Source organism: Lysobacter rhizosphaerae (genome assembly GCF_054779795.1).
On sequence record NZ_BAAGXO010000004.1, the window covers coordinates 76,524 to 91,632 of the forward strand.

Consider the following 15,109-nt stretch of genomic DNA (forward strand, 5'->3'; position numbering starts at 1 on the left):
AGGGCTGCCACGAAAAAGCCCGCCACGAAAAAGCCCGCCGGATGGCGGGCTTTTTCGTGGGTCATGGCAACGGCTCAGTGCCCGCTGTTCGAATACGCCCGCGGCATGCCCCCGACTTCGGCCGGGGTGGCCGTGCGCAGGTAGCGATCGCGCAGTTCGGTCTGGCGGCTGCGCATAATGATGGCGCGACCGTCCAGCCACACCTGCATCGCCACCGTGCTCACTTCCAGCGGATCGCCGCTCCACAGCACCAGGTCGGCGCGCTTGCCCACCGCGATGCTGCCGAGCTTGTCGCCGACGCCGAAGGCTTCCGCCGGCACGCGCGTGAGCCCGGCCAGGCCGTCTTCCCAGGGCAGGCCGTTGGCGACCGCGTTGCCCGCGATCTGGCGGATCTTGCGTGCGTTGTGCGAGGCGTCGCCGTCCTGGGCGAAGCTCACCGCCACGCCCGCCGCACGCAGGCGCGCGGCGTTCTCCATGGTCGCGTTGATCTCGTCGAAGTTGGCGGGCAGGTTGGCCAGCGGGTTGACGAACACCGGCACCTTCGCCGCGGCGAGTTGCGGTGCGAGCTTCCATGCTTCCGAGCCGCCTTCGATCGCGATGCGCACGTTGTGGCGCGCCGACCAGCGCAGCAACTGGCGGATGTCGGCCGCGCGGTGCACGCTGACCATCACGCGGCCGCCGCCGTTGAGGTATTTCGCCAGCGTGGCGCGGCCCGCCGGTGTCAGCAGGGCCATGTTCGAATCCGGAGCGATGCGGCCGCGTGCTTCGTCGATCAGCTGGTCCAGCAGCATCCATTGCGCCGCACGCGAATTGCCGGTGAGGCCGGCGGCCTCGCTGCCGAGGTTGACGAACAGCACGCGCGGCCCGACCGGATCCGGGCTGCCGTCCAGGCGCACCACGCCGCCCTGGCCGCCGATGATCGAACCACCGTCGGTGGTGTTCGCGCCCAGCAGCGTCCAGCCGATGCCTTCGATGCGCTCGACCGGGATCAGCACCGAGTCCGGATTGAAGGCCAGGGTGACGTCGAACTCAGGCCGTACCGTCATCTCCTTGCGGCCGGCACCGAGGCCGACCGAGGCGTCGACCGTGCTCTTCTCGCCCGACACTTCCTCCAGGCCGATCTCGGTGACGCCGCCGAACAGGGTCGGCGTCAGCGGCCGCCCCTGCGCGTCGATCACCTGCGCGTCCGCCGTGGCGAGCAGGCCCTTGCCGACCGCGCGGATCACGCCATTGCTCACCAGCACGTCGGCGTTCTGCAGCGTGCCCTGCGCACTGGCGGTATGCACCGTGGCGTTGCGGATCAGCACGTCCTGGGCGTTCGCGCCGGCCGCCAATGCCAGCAGCAGGGCGGCGGACAGCGCCTTCAGGGTCTTGGACTTATTCATCGCACACCTCCCGTCGCGCCCTGTCCGAGCATGAAGTCCGACTCCGGCTGTCGCGTCGCATCGTTGCGGTCGTACACGCGCGCGCCGTCGATGTAGACCTGGTCGGCCTTCGCGTAAACGCTGAAGGGATTGCCGTTCCACAGCACGACGTCGGCCATCTTGCCGTTCTCCAGCGTGCCGGTCCTGTCGAGGATGCCCAGCGCCTTGGCCGGATTCTCGGTGACCCAGCGGATCGCACGTTCCGGCGCGATGTCCATGCCGGCAAGCTTGGCGTGCGCCATCACCTTGGCTGCTTCCTGGTTGAGGCGCTGGATGCCTTCCTCGGAATCCGAGTGCACGATCGCGCAGCTGTTCTGCGGGCGGTCGACCAGTGCGATGTTTTCCTGGACGCCGTCGAAGGCTTCCATCTTGAAGCCCCACCAGTCGGCCCACATCGCGCCGCACACGCCTTCCTGCGCCAGCCGGTCGCTGATCTTGTAGGCCTCCACGGCGTGGTGGAAGGCGGCGATCTTGAAGCCGAATTCCTTGGCGAGGTCGAGCATCGTCGCCATTTCGTCGGCGCGGTAGCAGTGGATGTGCACGCGGATGTCGCCGTTGATCGCACCGGCGAGGGTGTCGAGCTTGAGGTCGCGCTTGCCGCCGGTGTCCTTCTCGCTGTCGGCGCTACTGCCGTTGCTGGAACTCCACCAATGCTTCTTCTTCGGCGCGCTCTTGGGCGCGTTCTTGCGCAGATACTCGCTGGCGTCGATGAACGCGGCGCGATAGCCGGCCACGTTGGCCATGCGCGTCGACGGACCACCCTTCTGCCCGTACACGCGCTTCGGATTCTCGCCGCACGCCATCTTCAGGCCCCACGGCGCGCCGGGGAATTTCATCGCCTGGTAGGTGGTGGCCGGCACGTTCTTCAGGGTGACGCCGCGGCCACCGATCAGGTTGGCGCTGCCCGGCAACACCTGCAGCGAGGTGATGCCACCGGCGAGCGCGGTGAGGAAACCCGGATCCTGCGGCCAGATCGAATGCTCGGCCCACACGTTCGGCGTCACCGGCGATGTCGCCTCGTTGCCGTCGCTGTGCGCGCTCACGCCGGGGCTCGGATATACGCCCAGGTGCGAATGCACGTCGATGATGCCCGGCGTGACCCATTTGCCGGTGCCGTCGACGCGGGTGGCATCGGCGGGCGCTTCCAGCGCCGTGCCGACGGCGACGATCTTGCCGTCGCGCATCAGCACGTCGGCGTCATCGAGGCGCTGGCCGGTGCCGGTGAGCACGGTTGCGTGCTGGATCAGCACCGGACCCGCCGCGATCGCGCGGTAGGTGCTCGGGTACGGATCCTGGGTGAAGCGGGACTGCTTGGGCGCGGTGGCGGGCGTCGCCGCGTGCGCCGCGCCGAGCTGGAGCACGCCGACCAGCAGCGTCAGCGCGCTGCCGGCCCACATGGGTCGTAAGGACATGGTTTTTCCCCGGGGATGGAACTGGATAGCGGATGGACAACCGCTGCACCGTAGCTCCCGCGAGGCCCGGACGCCAAGCCCTGACGTTGGTCATGGCCCACGTGACAGAATCGCCTCGCGGCAAACCGCCAGATTCGGCACAAGCAGGGCCGCGGCCGACAGGGGTCAACGACGGGCTTCTGCCGCACTGCATGAAACAACATCCCGGGCCGTGCTCGGGATGACGATGAGGAGGACGGAATGAAGGACAAAGAACAGATCGTCGGCAACTGGCTGCCGCGTTACACCGGCGTGCCGCTGGAGCAGTTCGGCGAGCACATCCTGCTGACCAATTTCGGCGGCTACCTGCACACCTTCGCCCGCCTCACCGGCGCGCCGGTGGTCGGTCTCGACCGCCCGATGCCCAGCGCCACCGCCGATGGCATCACCATGATCAACTTCGGCATGGGCAGCCCCAATGCCGCGACGATGATGGACCTGCTCACCGCGATCATGCCCAAGGCGGTGCTGTTCCTGGGCAAGTGCGGCGGCCTCAAGAAGAAGAACCTGCTCGGCGACCTGATACTGCCGATCGCGGCGATCCGCGGCGAAGGCACTTCCAACGACTACCTGCCGGCGGAAGTGCCGGCGCTGCCCGCATTCGCCCTGCAACGCGCGGTGTCGACGATGATCCGCGACCTCGGCCACGACTACTGGACCGGCACCGTCTACACCACCAACCGCCGCGTCTGGGAGCACGACGAAGCATTCAAGGAATACCTGCGCAAGCTGCGCTGCATGGCGATCGACATGGAAACCGCGACGATCTTCGCCGCCGGCTTCGCCAACCACATTCCCTGCGGCGCGCTGCTGCTGGTGTCGGACCAGCCGATGATTCCCGAAGGCGTGAAGACCGAGGCCTCCGACGCCAAGGTCACCGGCGAATTCGTCGACAACCACATCCAGGTCGGGATCGAGGCGCTGCGCCTGATCCGCCGGAATGGCAAGTCGGTGAAGCATCTGCGCTTCGACGAGTAACGAGGCAGTCTCCCGGGCGCACGCGGCCGAGCGTGCGCCGTCCCACCCACGCAAGGAGCAGCGATATGTCCATGAAGACCTACCACGGAAGTTGCCATTGCGGCGCCGTCCGCTTCGAAGCCGACCTCGATCTCAGCCAGGGCTCCGGCAAGTGCAATTGCTCGATCTGCACCAAGACGCGCAACTGGGCCGTCATGACCAAGCCCGAGTCGTTCCGCCTGCTGACCGACGAGGCCGCGTTGTCGGACTACCAGTTCGGCACCAACAGCGCGCACTGGCTGTTCTGCAGGACCTGCGGCGTACGTCCCTTCGGCCGCGGCGACATCCCCGAAGCCGGCGGCCAGTACGTCTCCGTGCAGGTGACCTGCCTCGACGATGCCACCCCGGAAGAAATGCTGGCCGCGCCCATCCGTTATTGCGACGGCCGCAATAACAACTGGATGGAAGTTCCGGCCGAAACGCGACATTTGTAGGGTGGTCACGAGCCCCGCCGCGTGCGGATTTGCGCGGCGGTGGGAGGTGTGCCAAAAACGAGACACCGGCGCGGGGGCTTCGAATTGTTCGGGGCGCGTCGTTGCAAGGGGATGAATTTGATCAGGACGATGTTCGTAGCTGCGCTGCTGGCCTTCGGGTTCGCGGGATACGCCCAGGCGCAGGAAACGGCGAAGGCAGTGGTGGCGGTGGGCGACACGCCGCCGGACGTATTCGGCAAGGATGAGAACGACCAGCCGATCACCCTCGCCGGCCTGCGCGGCAAGGTGGTCATCGTGTCGTTCTGGGCATCCTGGTGCGGCTACTGTCGCAAGGAGTTGCCCGTTCTCGAGGGCATCCAGAAGGCCGCAGGGAAGTCGCGGATCGAAGTCATCGCGGTGAATTCCCGCGAAGACCGCCGGACCTATCGCGCGCTGCTGCGCCAGCTCAAGAAGTTCGAATTCACCATGACCGGCGACTGGAGCGGCGTGGTCAGCGATGCCTATGGCGTTTCGTCGATACCGCACATGTTTGTGATCGGCAAGGACGGAACCGTGGCGCGCGTGTATCGGGGCTACTCGGAGGAAGCCCTGCCGGGGATCGTCGCCGACCTCAACGACCTGATGGCAGAGCCGCAACCCGTCGCCGGTGGATAGGCCGTCCCCGATGATCGGCCACATCAAATGAGCGCCTGGTGCTGCGAGGGTGTCGCAACCCCTGCGACCCCCTACGCGCACACTATCTCCCCAAGACGGAGGGGTAATGGAAAAGATCGTCTATCTGCTGGTTGGCGCCGCAATCACCTGGGGCCTGTATTTCATCCAGCGCCGCCTGGAACGGCGCAAGACCACCGAGGTGATCGAGCGCAACCAGAAGCTGCTGAACCTGAAGCAGGGACTGGAGCAGGCCAGCACCAGCCTGGAGGAGCTGCGCCAGTTCGAGGGCCGCCTGATCGGCAAGGCCGAAGCCGCGGTGAAGATCGCCGGCCGCTACGTCAGCCAGGCCGGCGAAGTCGCGCGCCATGGCGAGGCGGTCACTGCGCACGACGACCTCAGCATCCAGGCCGTCGCCGCCTTCCAGCGCGTGGACGCGCGCCTCGACGGCGTGGTCGCGCACCTGCGCCGCCAGCTCGACGGAGACAACCTCGCCGCCTTCGAGCACGTCCACCTGGCGTGGCTGGCGTTCCGCGAACGTTACGCCCGCTTCATCGCGCAGTCTTATTCTGCCGGCGCGATCCAGCCGCTGATCCATGCGGTTACGTTGGAGAGCATCACCGCGGCCTGGAGCGCCGAGCTGGAAACCCAACTCGGCGACGACGAAACCGAAGCGATGGAGGAATTGGCATGACGACGGCCAGCGATATCGTCGGCTTCTGGCGCGACTCCGGCCCGGAGCGCTGGTTTGGCGGTGGCGACGCGTTCGACGGCGAATGCCGCACGCGCTTCCTCGAGGCGCACCTGCTCGCGGCACGGCGCGAATTCGAGCACTGGTTGGCCGATGCCGAAGGGGCGCTGGCGCTGGTGCTGCTGCTCGACCAGATCCCGCGCAACGTGTTCCGTCGCAGCGGTCATGCCTTCGCCACCGATGGTCTCGCGCGGCATTACGCCTCGCGCGCGCTGACCCTGGGTTTCGATGTGCAGGTCGATCTCAACCTGCGCAGCTTCTTCTACCTGCCGTTCGAGCATTCCGAAGCCATGGCCGACCAGGAGCGCGCCCTGGAACTGTTCTCGCGCTTGCCGACCGGCGGCGATCGCTGGGCGCGCCTTCACTACGACATCATCCGCCGCTTCGGCCGCTTCCCGCACCGCAATGCGGCGCTTGGACGCGAGACCACGAGCGAGGAACGCGCCTTTCTCGCCGAAGGCGGATTCCGCGGTTGATGCGCATGCGTGTCGCTGCATCGTAGAACGATGACCCGCGCCCTCGTCTGGTTCCGCAACGACCTGCGCCTCGCCGACCATCCCGCGCTGCAGGCGGCGCTGCGGGCGGGACTCGAGCCGGTGCCCGTGTGCGTCCATGCGCCGGAGGAAGAAGGCGAGTGGGCGCCCGGCGCCGCTTCGGACGCGTGGCGGCAGCGCTCGCTGCTCGCCCTCGACGCCGACCTGCGCGCCCGCGGTTCGCGCCTGCAGGTCCTGCGCGGACCCACGCTGTCCACGTTGCAGCGGCTCGCGGTGCAGGTGGGCGCGGAAGCCGTGTTCTGGAACCGCCGCTACGAACCGGTGATCGAGGCGCGCGATGCCGCGATCAAGCGCACGCTGCGCGCCGACGGAGTCCGCGCCGAGAGCCACAACGGCGCGTTGCTGTTCGAGCCATGGCAGCTGCAGACGAAGAACGGCGATCCCTACCGCGTGTTCACGCCGTTCTGGCGCACTGCGTTAGGTCAGTGGCGGCTGCCGGCCCTGGTGGACGCGCCGCCGCGGTTGCCCGCGCCACCGGCGATCGAAGGCGCGGTGTCCATCGACGCGTTGGGATTGCAGCCGGCATCACGCTGGGACGCGGGCTTCTGGTCCGAGTGGACACCGGGCGAACACGGTGCGCACGCCGCCGCGCAGCGCTTTATTAGCAGCGCGTGTGCGGACTACCAGGACCGTCGCGACCGCCCCGATCTTGCCGGAACCTCGCGGCTGTCGCCGCACCTGCACTTCGGCGAGATCGCGCCGTGGCGCATCGCACACCTGCTCGATGCCGCCCCCGCCGGGACCGATCGCGATGCCTTCGTGCGCGAACTGGGCTGGCGCGAATTCGCCCACCACCTGCTGCATCACTTCCCGCACACGCCCGGCGCCAACTTCAATCCGCGCTTCGACGGTTTTCCGTGGGCGCAGCCGTCGGTGCGCCAGTTGCAGGCATGGCAGCGCGGCCGCACCGGCATCCCCATCGTCGACGCCGGCATGCGCGAGCTGTGGCACACCGGTTGGATGCACAACCGCGTGCGCATGATCGTGGCGAGCTTCCTGAGCAAGAACCTGCGTGTGCACTGGCAGCACGGTGCGCGCTGGTTCTGGGACACGCTGGTCGATGCGGACCTGGCCAACAACACGCTGGGCTGGCAATGGGTGGCGGGCACCGGCGCGGATGCCGCGCCGTACTACCGCGTGTTCAACCCGGTGCTGCAGGCGCAGAAGTTCGACCCGCGCGGCGACTACATCGCGCGCTGGGTGCCCGAGTTGGCCGATCTGCCGCCGGCGCAGCGGCACCAGCCGTGGACTGGAGTGATTCCGAACGGCTATGCCACGCCGATCGTGGACCTGGCGCAGAGCCGCAAGGACGCGCTGGACGCGCTCGCGCGCAACGGCCGCTGACGCGCGCGGCTGCGGACAACGCTGCGATCCGCTGCTGTCACCGCCACGAAAAAGGCGGGCTTGTGCCCGCCTTCTCCAATAACCGCCGATTCAATAACTGCTGGTTCGCGCCTCAATACCGCGGCACGTGCGCGTCGGCTTCCAGCGCCCACGCCTCGATGCCGCCTTCGACGTTGTAGACATCGCGGAAGCCGAGCCCGCGGAAATGCTCCGCCGCCTGCGCGCTGCGGCCGCCGTGGTGGCACAGGAACGCCAGCGGCGTGTCCTTCGGCAGGCCTTCCAGGTGCGAGCGGGCATCGCCGTCAAACACCGAGAACGGCACGTTGACCGCCGCCAGCGCGCGCTCTTCCGGCGGGCGCACGTCGACCAGGGTGAGCGAACCCGCGGCGGCGCGCGCGTTGGCCTCGACCACGGTCATGATCTTCGTCTTCGGCGGCGCGTTCGGGTTGTCGATCACCAGGCCGCGGCCGCGTTCGTCGTCGACCCAGTCGATGCGCAGGCCCTGGGCGCGGCGCGCGCTGGTCATGTCGAACTGCGCGCGGATGCCCTCCTGCTCGACCGCGATCGCGTTGGTGTCGAGCGGGGCGAGCTGCAGCTTGGCGTTGAAACGAGCGTCGACTTCGACCTGCAACGCGTAACCGTCGCCGGCGTTGCCGAGCGCGTCGCGCAGCATCGCCGCCGCTTCGGGAGTGATGGTGATTACTGGCGGCGTGCGGTCCGGGGCGGGCAGGCCGAGCAGGGCATGCAGCTCCCCGGAGTTCACCATCTGCTCGACGATGTCGCTGCCGCCGACGAGGTCGCCGCCGACGTAGAGCTGCGGAATCGTCGGCCAGTCGCCGTACTGCTTGATGCCCTCGCGGATCTCGGGATCGGACAGCACGTCGACGTGGGCGTAGTCGACGTCGAGCGCCGACAGCGCCGCCACCGCCTTGGCCGAGAAGCCGCACTGCGGCGCCTGCGGGTTGCCCTTCATGAACAGCACGATGCGGTTCGCCTGCAACAGGGTTTCGATGCGCGAACGCAGCATGGGATCGAGGGACATGGGGGATTCCGGAACGGGGATGCGCAATTTTACGCGCCACGGCCGCCGCTTTCAGCTGAATTCGCCGCGGCGCCCGGCAACGGTGCGTTGCGTGGGGCAGTCGCGGACCGCATCATCGCGGCCATGCCCGAACCCCTGCATCGCCCGCCACGCCATCCGTATGCGTGGATCGTCTGGCTGCCGCTGTCGCAGCTGGCGGTGGTCCTGGTCTGGTGGCGCTGGGGCTGGCATTGGGGCCTGCCGGCGATGCTGTTGTCGCACGTGCCGGTGTGGTGGGGCACGCTGAAGCCGGATTCGCGCGTATTCAGCCCGGTGCTGCGGCGCCTGCCGACCGATGCCAGGCAGGTGTGGCTGACCATCGATGACGGCCCTTCGGACGACACCCTCGCGATCCTCGACCTGCTGGATCGCCACGGGATGCGCGCCACCTTCTTCGTCATCGGCGAGCGCGCCGCACGGCGGCCCGAACTGATCCGCGAGATCGTGCGGCGCGGCCACACGCTCGGCAATCACAGCCAGACCCATCCGCAGGCGTGGTTCTGGGCGCTGGGGCCGCGGCAACTGCGCCAGGAGATCGCGCGCAACCAGTCCACGCTGGCAGGCATCACCGGCACCGCGCCGCGCTGGTTCCGCGCCGTGGTCGGCCTGGCCAACCCGTTCGTGGCCGCGCCCCTGCGCGACCACGGCCTCGCACGCGTTGCCTGGTGCGCGCGCGGTTTCGACGCGGTCGCATCGGATCCCCAAGCGGTGGTCGGCCGCATCGAGCGTGGACTGGCGCCGGGCGCGATCGTGCTGGCGCACGAGGGATCCCCGCACGGCCGCAACCTGGAAGCGATGACCCTGCTGCTGCAGCGCCTGGAGGCACTGGGCTACGGCACCGTGCTGCCGGAAGACCTCGAGCCGGCGGAGGCCGCACCCGCGCTGTTATGCAAAGCCCCCTGAGTCTGGGGCCGATTCGTTACTTCGTCGCCACGACCCGCCAGTTGTTGAACGGCGTGTTGCCGTACAGCGGCGTGAACTCGACCTGCAGTCCCGCCGCGGCGAAGCGCGTGCGCAGGTCATCGGCGTCGGGATAGCGCGACGGCCCGGCATTCATCCAGCCCAGTGCGCGCGAGAACACATCGACGGCGCGCGTGACCCGCGCGCGCTTGCTGCCATCTGCCAGGCCGGTGCGTATCACCAGCTTCGCGCCCGGCACCAGCATCGCGACCGCGGCATCGAGTGCGCGCGCCTGCGCGTCGGGCGCAATGAACTGCAGCACGTCGAGCAGGGCGACGCTGCCGCGATGTGCCGGATACTCGCGCGCCAGGTCGATCGTGGCGAAGTCGACGTCCGGCAACCCCGCGCGCGACGCCGAGCGCCGTGCCCGCGCGACCTTGCCGTCGTCGTTGTCGACGCCGTGATATGGAAGGGCGATGCCCTGTGCCCGCAGCGCATGTGCGAGCAGGCCCAGCCCGCAGCCCAGGTCGAGCAGCGGCGCGCTCGTATCGCGCAAGGCTTCGCACACGCCCGGATACAGCGGATCGCTGCCGAGCTTGGCGCGGGTGTAGCAATAGTCCCAGTAATTGCCCAGCACGTGTCCGGGCCGATAGGCGTCCGCGATCGCGCGCACCTGTCCGCCCGGCAGCGGCTGCATGGCGCCAGGCGCGTCGCTCATTTCGCCAGCAACGTGCGCGCGACCGGCAGTGCCGCCTGCGTCCACAACGTGTACATCGCAGCGGATGGATGCAGGCCGTCCGCGGCCAGCATCTCGGCTTTCGCGCCGTGTTCGCGCGACACCGGCGTGATGTCGACGAACGCCACGCCTTCCTTCTCGCACATCCTGCGTGCGGCGGCGTTGAACGCATCGATCTCGCTGCCGATGGTGGCCGCATCGCGCTGGTCGTTGGCGGCGAACGGGGTCACGCCCCAATCGGGGATCGACAGCACCAGCACTCGTCCGGCGCGGCCGTTCGCATGCCGGATCGCGCGCTGCAGCAGCGTGTGGAATTCGCCGCCGTAGGCCACCGCGCTACGGTTGCGGTACTGGTTGTTGACGCCGATCAGCAGCGAGACGAAATCGAACTTGCCCAGGTCCTGGACCGAATCGATGCCCCATTCCAGTTCGTCGGTGGTCCAGCCGGTCGCGGCGATGATGCGCGGATCGGCCAGGGTGACGCCTTCGTCCCGCAGTGCGCGTGCCAGTTGCACCGGCCAGCGACCGTCTTCCGGGACGCTCTCACCGATGGTGTAGCTGTCGCCGAGGGCGAGGTAGCTCAGGGTGTTGCCGTTGTTGGCTGCGTCCATGCCGGCATTCTATGCGGGTGCCGGATCAAGGTGCCGTGCGCGGAGCGTCGTCGGCGGGTCGAAACGGCCGGCAGGCCGTTGGGGGCGGGGGATTAGGGGGCGCTTCACCGGGGGATCGTCGCCGCACGGCCCTCACCCTGCGTTGCTGCGCAACGCTGTCCCTCTCCCGCAAGCGAGAGAGGGAGGGCGGGCCTACGCCGGCTTACGCGACCGCAGTGCGCTTCGCCCGGTTCTGCTCGGCATGGCGGTCCAGCACGCGCTCGATGCGGCGGAACACCTCGCGCAGGTCGTCCGGCTGCGGCAGCAGCGTGACGCGGAAGTGGTTGCGGTAGGGCACGTTGAAGCTCGAACCCGGCACCACCAGCACGTCTTCGGTTTCCAGCAGTTCCAGGGCGAAGCGGTGATCGTCGAAGCCGATCGCCGCATCGCCGGTCACCGCCGGGAAGGCGTACAGCGCGCCGGCCGGGGCGACCAGTTCCAGGTGCTGGCTCGCGGCGACGCTCTCGCTCACCGCGCGGCGCGCTTCATACAGGCGCCCGCCCGGCGCGCACAGCGGCGCGATGGTGTCTTCGCCATGCAGCGCGGCTTCGATCGCGAACTGTCCGGGCACGTTGGCGCACAGGCGCAGCGCGCCGAGCAGGTCCATCGCGTGGTGCAGGTCGCCGCTGGCGAGCGGATCGCCACTGAGCACGGCCCAGCCCACGCGCCAGCCGCAGGCGCGATGCACCTTGGACAGGCCGCCGAACGACAGGCACGGCAGGTCGCCGGCCAGCGGCGCCACCGGCGTGAAGGTCGCATCGTCGTACAGGATCGAGTCGTAGATCTCGTCGCTCATCAACAGCAGCTTGTGGCGCTGGGCGACCGCGACGATCTTCTCCAGCAGCTCGCGCGGGTAGGCGGCGCCGGTCGGGTTGTTCGGATTGATCAGCACGATCGCGCGGGTGCGCGGCGACACCAGCGACTCGATTTCCTCGGGGCTCGGCAGGAAGCCGTTCTCCGGCTTGCACTGGTAGTAGACCGGGCGGCCGTCGTTGAGGATGGTCGCGGCCGACCATAGCGGGTAGTCGGGCGAGGGCAGCAGCACCTCGTCGCCGGGATTGAGCAGCGCGCGCAGCGACAGGTCGATGAGCTCGCTGACGCCGTTGCCGACGAACACCCGCTCGGGCGATGCGTTGGGCGTGCCGCGCTGGCGGTGGAAGGCGGCAATGGCCTCGCGCGCGGCCGGCAGGCCCTGCTGGTGGGTGTAGGGATCGGTCTGCTCGATGCGCTCGGCGATCGCGCGCTGCAGGTGTTCCGGCGCGCGGAACCCGAACGCCCCCGGATTGCCGATGTTGAGCTTGATCTGCTTGCGGCCCTGGGCTTCCAGCTCGCGGGCGCGGCGGGCCAGTTCCCCGCGGATTTCATAACGGACTTCGGACAGGCGTTCGCGGGTCTTCACGGGGGGCAGGGACATCGGCGCAACGATTTCGGCTGGGCGGGCCAGACTAGCCGAAATATCCCGCCGCTTCAGCGGCACGGGTTCAGCGCAATGGGCGCGATATCACAGGCCGAAAAGGCCTGCGGGGCCTTTCCCGCCAGCGCGGCGGCTAGAATCGGGCCATGCCCTCCATCCGCGTCCCAGTTTGAGCACGTCGAGCATCGAGACGGCGACCCCCGACCTCGCCGACCTGCAGGCCATTGGCTGGCCCCTGGCCGACGACGGCCTGCCCGTCGAGCTCGCCTGGCGCGAAGCCATGGTCCTGCGCCCCCATGCCCGCCCGGCCCGCGTAGTCGAGCAACACCGCAGCGGATATATCGTGGCCGATGGCCCCGAGCACAGCTTTTCGGTCGAATCCCTGCCTGAATGGCTGCGCCCGGCCACCTACCGCAAGGGTGCCAGCGCCCCGGAAGAACGCCCGGCCGTGGGCGACTGGGTGCTGATCGAAGGCAGTTCCATCAAACATTCGAAGATCGTCGAGCTGCTGCCGCGCCGCACCGCGATCAAGCGTGCCGCCGCCGGCGAGCACTACAAGCAGCAGCTCATCGCCGCCAACGTCGACACCGTCTTCGTCGTCTGCGGCCTCGACGCCGACTTCAACCCACGCCGCATCGAGCGCTACCTGCTGCTGGTGCGCGGCGGCGGTGCCGAGCCGGTGGTAGTGCTGACCAAGTCCGACATCGCCGATACCGACAGCGCCGCCGCCGTGTCCGTGCTCGAACTCGCCGCGCAGGACGTCGCCGTGCGCGCGGTCAATGCCAAGGACGCGGCCAGCGTCGCCGCCCTGCACGCCTGGTTGCAGCCCGGCCGCACCGCGGTGCTGGTGGGTTCCTCGGGCGCGGGCAAGTCCACGCTCACCAACACCCTGCTCGGCGTGGAGAGGATGAAGACCGCCGAGGTACGCGAAAGCGACTCGCGCGGCCGCCACACCACCACCTACCGTGCGCTGATCCCGCTGCCGACCGGTGCCTGCCTGATCGACACGCCTGGCATGCGCGAACTCAAGCCGACCGGCGAGGAAGACGTTGCCGAGAACTTCAGCGACGTCGAGGCGCTGGCCGAACAATGCCGCTTCCGCGACTGCAAGCACCAGCGCGAACCCGGCTGCGCGGTCCGCGCCGCGATCGAGGCCGGCAAGCTCGACCCGCAGCGTTTCGCCAACTTCCTCAAGCTCAGCGATGAAGTCGCCGCCGCCGCGAGCAAGGCCGCCAACCGCCGCGCGCAGAAGGCGGACGACAAGGCCCCGGGCAAGACGCCGAACAAGCGCCCGGACGAGAAATATGGGCGCCGCTGAACTCCGCTCCCGCACCGCACTCCCTCCCCCGCGCCGCGGGGGAGGACCGGGGTGGGGGCCTTCCCCGCTGGGGAAGGAGCAAAACCCATGACCGAACTCAGCCCCGATGTCGCCCACCATTCCGCGCTCGATGCGCGCATGGTCAAGGCCGCCAAGGGCATCCGCCTGCTCTCGCAGGTGAGCTGGCCCGCCAGCGTGCAGAAGTCGTTCCTAGACGAAGCCGCGCAGGGCCGCTACCCGATGCCGGTGATCGAATACCCCAAGTACGACTTCCACGAAGAGCGGCGCGAACTCGACGCGGTCGCCAACGAAGCCGATCACGACCATCCCATCGGCCGCTACATCTGCGAATCCGCGCGCAGCTGGTCGATCGCCGCCGGCCTGCTGGAAGTACTGGGCACCCACGCCGTCTCCGGCCTGTCGATCGAGCTGTTCGGGCGACCCGACGAGATCCTGCCCGGCAAGGGCCCGACCACACGCGAGGCCGCGCGCCACTTCATCGACATCGCCGACGAGCTCGACCGCGAACTGCTCTCGCCCGCCGAATGCGTGTCGATCTCCGCCACCGCGCTGCAACTGCAGCTGCAATCCGCGCTCGATGATTTCTTCAACCAGCGCGTCATCGAGGTCGTGCTCGATCCCGACCTGATCGCCAAGGCCGCCGCCGGCGCCACCCGCATCCGCCTGCGCCACGGCGCCGCCTTCAGCGACTACGACCGCCACCAGCTGATCGAACACGAGGCCTTCGTGCACTCGCTCACCGCGCTCAACGGCCGCGAGCAGCCGCACCTGCAGAGCCTGGCGCTGTCCTCGCCGCGCACCACCGCGACCCAGGAAGGCCTGGCCGTGTTCGCCGAACAGATCACCGGCTCGATCGACATCGAGCGCATGAAGCGCATCAGCCTGCGCATCGAGGCGGTGGCGATGGCCCTGGACGGGGCCGACTTCCTGGAGGTGTTCCATTACTTCCGCGCCGCCGGCCAGAGCGACTCCGACAGCTTCACCTCGGCGCAGCGCGTGTTCCGCGGCGTGCCGCCCACCGGTGGCTCGGCCTTCACCAAGGACACCGTGTACCTGCGCGGCCTGATCAGCGTGCACACCTTCTTCCGCTGGGCCATGAGCCACGGCAAGTTGCTGCTGTGCCGGCGCCTGTTCGCCGGCAAGATGACCCTGGGCGACGTGCAGCGGCTGGAACCCCTGTTCGACCAGGGCGTGCTGGTGCCGCCGCGCTGGATGCCACAGTGGATCGTGCGGGCCAACGGCCTGGCCGGCATGCTCGCCTTCTCGCTGTTCGCCAACCGTATCCGCCTCGATGCGGTGGCGAAGGGTGGCGACTTCTTCGACCTCGACGTCTGAAGCCGGCGCCCGGGCCGGAATCCGCGGA

The 15,109-nt window shown here is 68.7% G+C and carries 15 protein-coding genes; 9 read left to right on the forward strand and 6 right to left on the reverse strand.

Going from position 1 to position 15,109, the window contains the following annotated elements; all coding sequences use genetic code 11:
* Positions 1 to 74: 74 nt before the first annotated feature.
* Positions 75 to 1,385, reverse strand: coding sequence for an amidohydrolase family protein (locus tag ACYVGE_RS07415; protein WP_460728559.1), 1,311 nt, complete (start codon positions 1,383 to 1,385; stop codon positions 75 to 77).
* On the reverse strand, positions 1,382 to 2,821 hold the full coding sequence (locus tag ACYVGE_RS07420; RefSeq protein WP_460729105.1) for an amidohydrolase: 1,440 nt from the start codon (positions 2,819 to 2,821) through the stop codon (positions 1,382 to 1,384). The genes ACYVGE_RS07415 and ACYVGE_RS07420 overlap by 4 nt, the downstream gene beginning before the upstream one ends.
* 255 nt (positions 2,822 to 3,076) lie before the next feature.
* Here ACYVGE_RS07420 and ACYVGE_RS07425 point away from each other — a divergent pair, with 255 nt between their 5' ends.
* The 6 genes from ACYVGE_RS07425 (at position 3,077) to ACYVGE_RS07450 (ending at position 7,626) form a co-directional block, all read left to right on the forward strand.
* On the forward strand, positions 3,077 to 3,853 hold the full coding sequence (locus ACYVGE_RS07425) for an AMP nucleosidase (RefSeq protein ID WP_460728561.1): 777 nt from the start codon (positions 3,077 to 3,079) through the stop codon (positions 3,851 to 3,853).
* A 65-nt stretch (positions 3,854 to 3,918) separates the two neighbouring features.
* Positions 3,919 to 4,326: a GFA family protein gene (locus ACYVGE_RS07430; protein ID WP_460728563.1), complete on the forward strand. Its 408-nt coding sequence runs from the start codon at positions 3,919 to 3,921 to the stop codon at positions 4,324 to 4,326.
* A 111-nt stretch (positions 4,327 to 4,437) separates the two neighbouring features.
* Complete coding sequence (locus tag ACYVGE_RS07435) at positions 4,438 to 4,980, forward strand: TlpA family protein disulfide reductase (RefSeq protein ID WP_460728565.1); 543 nt, start codon at positions 4,438 to 4,440, stop codon at positions 4,978 to 4,980.
* Between the two features lie 106 nt (positions 4,981 to 5,086).
* Positions 5,087 to 5,671 (forward strand): lysozyme inhibitor LprI family protein, encoded by a 585-nt coding sequence (locus ACYVGE_RS07440; protein WP_460728568.1) that lies wholly within the window; start codon positions 5,087 to 5,089, stop codon positions 5,669 to 5,671.
* The gene (locus ACYVGE_RS07445) at positions 5,668 to 6,204 is read left to right on the forward strand and encodes a DUF924 family protein (protein WP_460728570.1); all 537 of its coding nucleotides are present in this window, start codon (positions 5,668 to 5,670) and stop codon (positions 6,202 to 6,204) included. The genes ACYVGE_RS07440 and ACYVGE_RS07445 overlap by 4 nt, the downstream gene beginning before the upstream one ends.
* Before the next feature lie 30 nt (positions 6,205 to 6,234).
* Positions 6,235 to 7,626: a cryptochrome/photolyase family protein gene (locus ACYVGE_RS07450; protein WP_460728572.1), complete on the forward strand. Its 1,392-nt coding sequence runs from the start codon at positions 6,235 to 6,237 to the stop codon at positions 7,624 to 7,626.
* A gap of 112 nt (positions 7,627 to 7,738) precedes the next feature.
* Here ACYVGE_RS07450 and grxD read toward each other — a convergent pair whose 3' ends face one another.
* Positions 7,739 to 8,668 carry a Grx4 family monothiol glutaredoxin gene (gene grxD, locus ACYVGE_RS07455; RefSeq protein WP_460728574.1) on the reverse strand — a complete coding sequence of 310 codons (930 nt, stop codon included), beginning with the start codon at positions 8,666 to 8,668 and terminating at the stop codon, positions 7,739 to 7,741.
* 123 nt (positions 8,669 to 8,791) lie between these two features.
* Between grxD and ACYVGE_RS07460 the strand changes: the two genes are divergently transcribed.
* On the forward strand, positions 8,792 to 9,610 hold the full coding sequence (locus ACYVGE_RS07460; RefSeq protein ID WP_460728576.1) for a polysaccharide deacetylase family protein: 819 nt from the start codon (positions 8,792 to 8,794) through the stop codon (positions 9,608 to 9,610).
* A gap of 16 nt (positions 9,611 to 9,626) precedes the next feature.
* Here the strand turns inward: ACYVGE_RS07460 and ACYVGE_RS07465 are convergent, their stop codons facing one another.
* The 3 genes from ACYVGE_RS07465 to ACYVGE_RS07475 all read right to left on the reverse strand — a co-directional run bounded on the left by ACYVGE_RS07465 (position 9,627) and on the right by ACYVGE_RS07475 (position 12,407).
* The gene (locus ACYVGE_RS07465; protein WP_460728578.1) at positions 9,627 to 10,325 is read right to left on the reverse strand and encodes a methyltransferase domain-containing protein; all 699 of its coding nucleotides are present in this window, start codon (positions 10,323 to 10,325) and stop codon (positions 9,627 to 9,629) included.
* Positions 10,322 to 10,954, reverse strand: a complete 633-nt coding sequence (locus tag ACYVGE_RS07470) for an SGNH/GDSL hydrolase family protein (protein ID WP_460728579.1) — start codon at positions 10,952 to 10,954, stop codon at positions 10,322 to 10,324. Before ACYVGE_RS07470 ends, ACYVGE_RS07465 begins: the two co-directional genes overlap by 4 nt.
* 202 nt (positions 10,955 to 11,156) lie before the next feature.
* On the reverse strand, positions 11,157 to 12,407 hold the full coding sequence (locus tag ACYVGE_RS07475) for an aminotransferase class I/II-fold pyridoxal phosphate-dependent enzyme (RefSeq protein WP_460728582.1): 1,251 nt from the start codon (positions 12,405 to 12,407) through the stop codon (positions 11,157 to 11,159).
* Positions 12,408 to 12,591: 184 nt separating this feature from the next.
* Here ACYVGE_RS07475 and rsgA point away from each other — a divergent pair, with 184 nt between their 5' ends.
* Positions 12,592 to 13,725, forward strand: coding sequence for a ribosome small subunit-dependent GTPase A (rsgA, locus tag ACYVGE_RS07480; RefSeq protein ID WP_460729107.1), 1,134 nt, complete (start codon positions 12,592 to 12,594; stop codon positions 13,723 to 13,725).
* Positions 13,726 to 13,812: 87 nt separating this feature from the next.
* Positions 13,813 to 15,081 carry a flavohemoglobin expression-modulating QEGLA motif protein gene (locus tag ACYVGE_RS07485; protein ID WP_460728584.1) on the forward strand — a complete coding sequence of 423 codons (1,269 nt, stop codon included), beginning with the start codon at positions 13,813 to 13,815 and terminating at the stop codon, positions 15,079 to 15,081.
* The last annotated feature ends 28 nt before the right edge of the window (positions 15,082 to 15,109 follow it).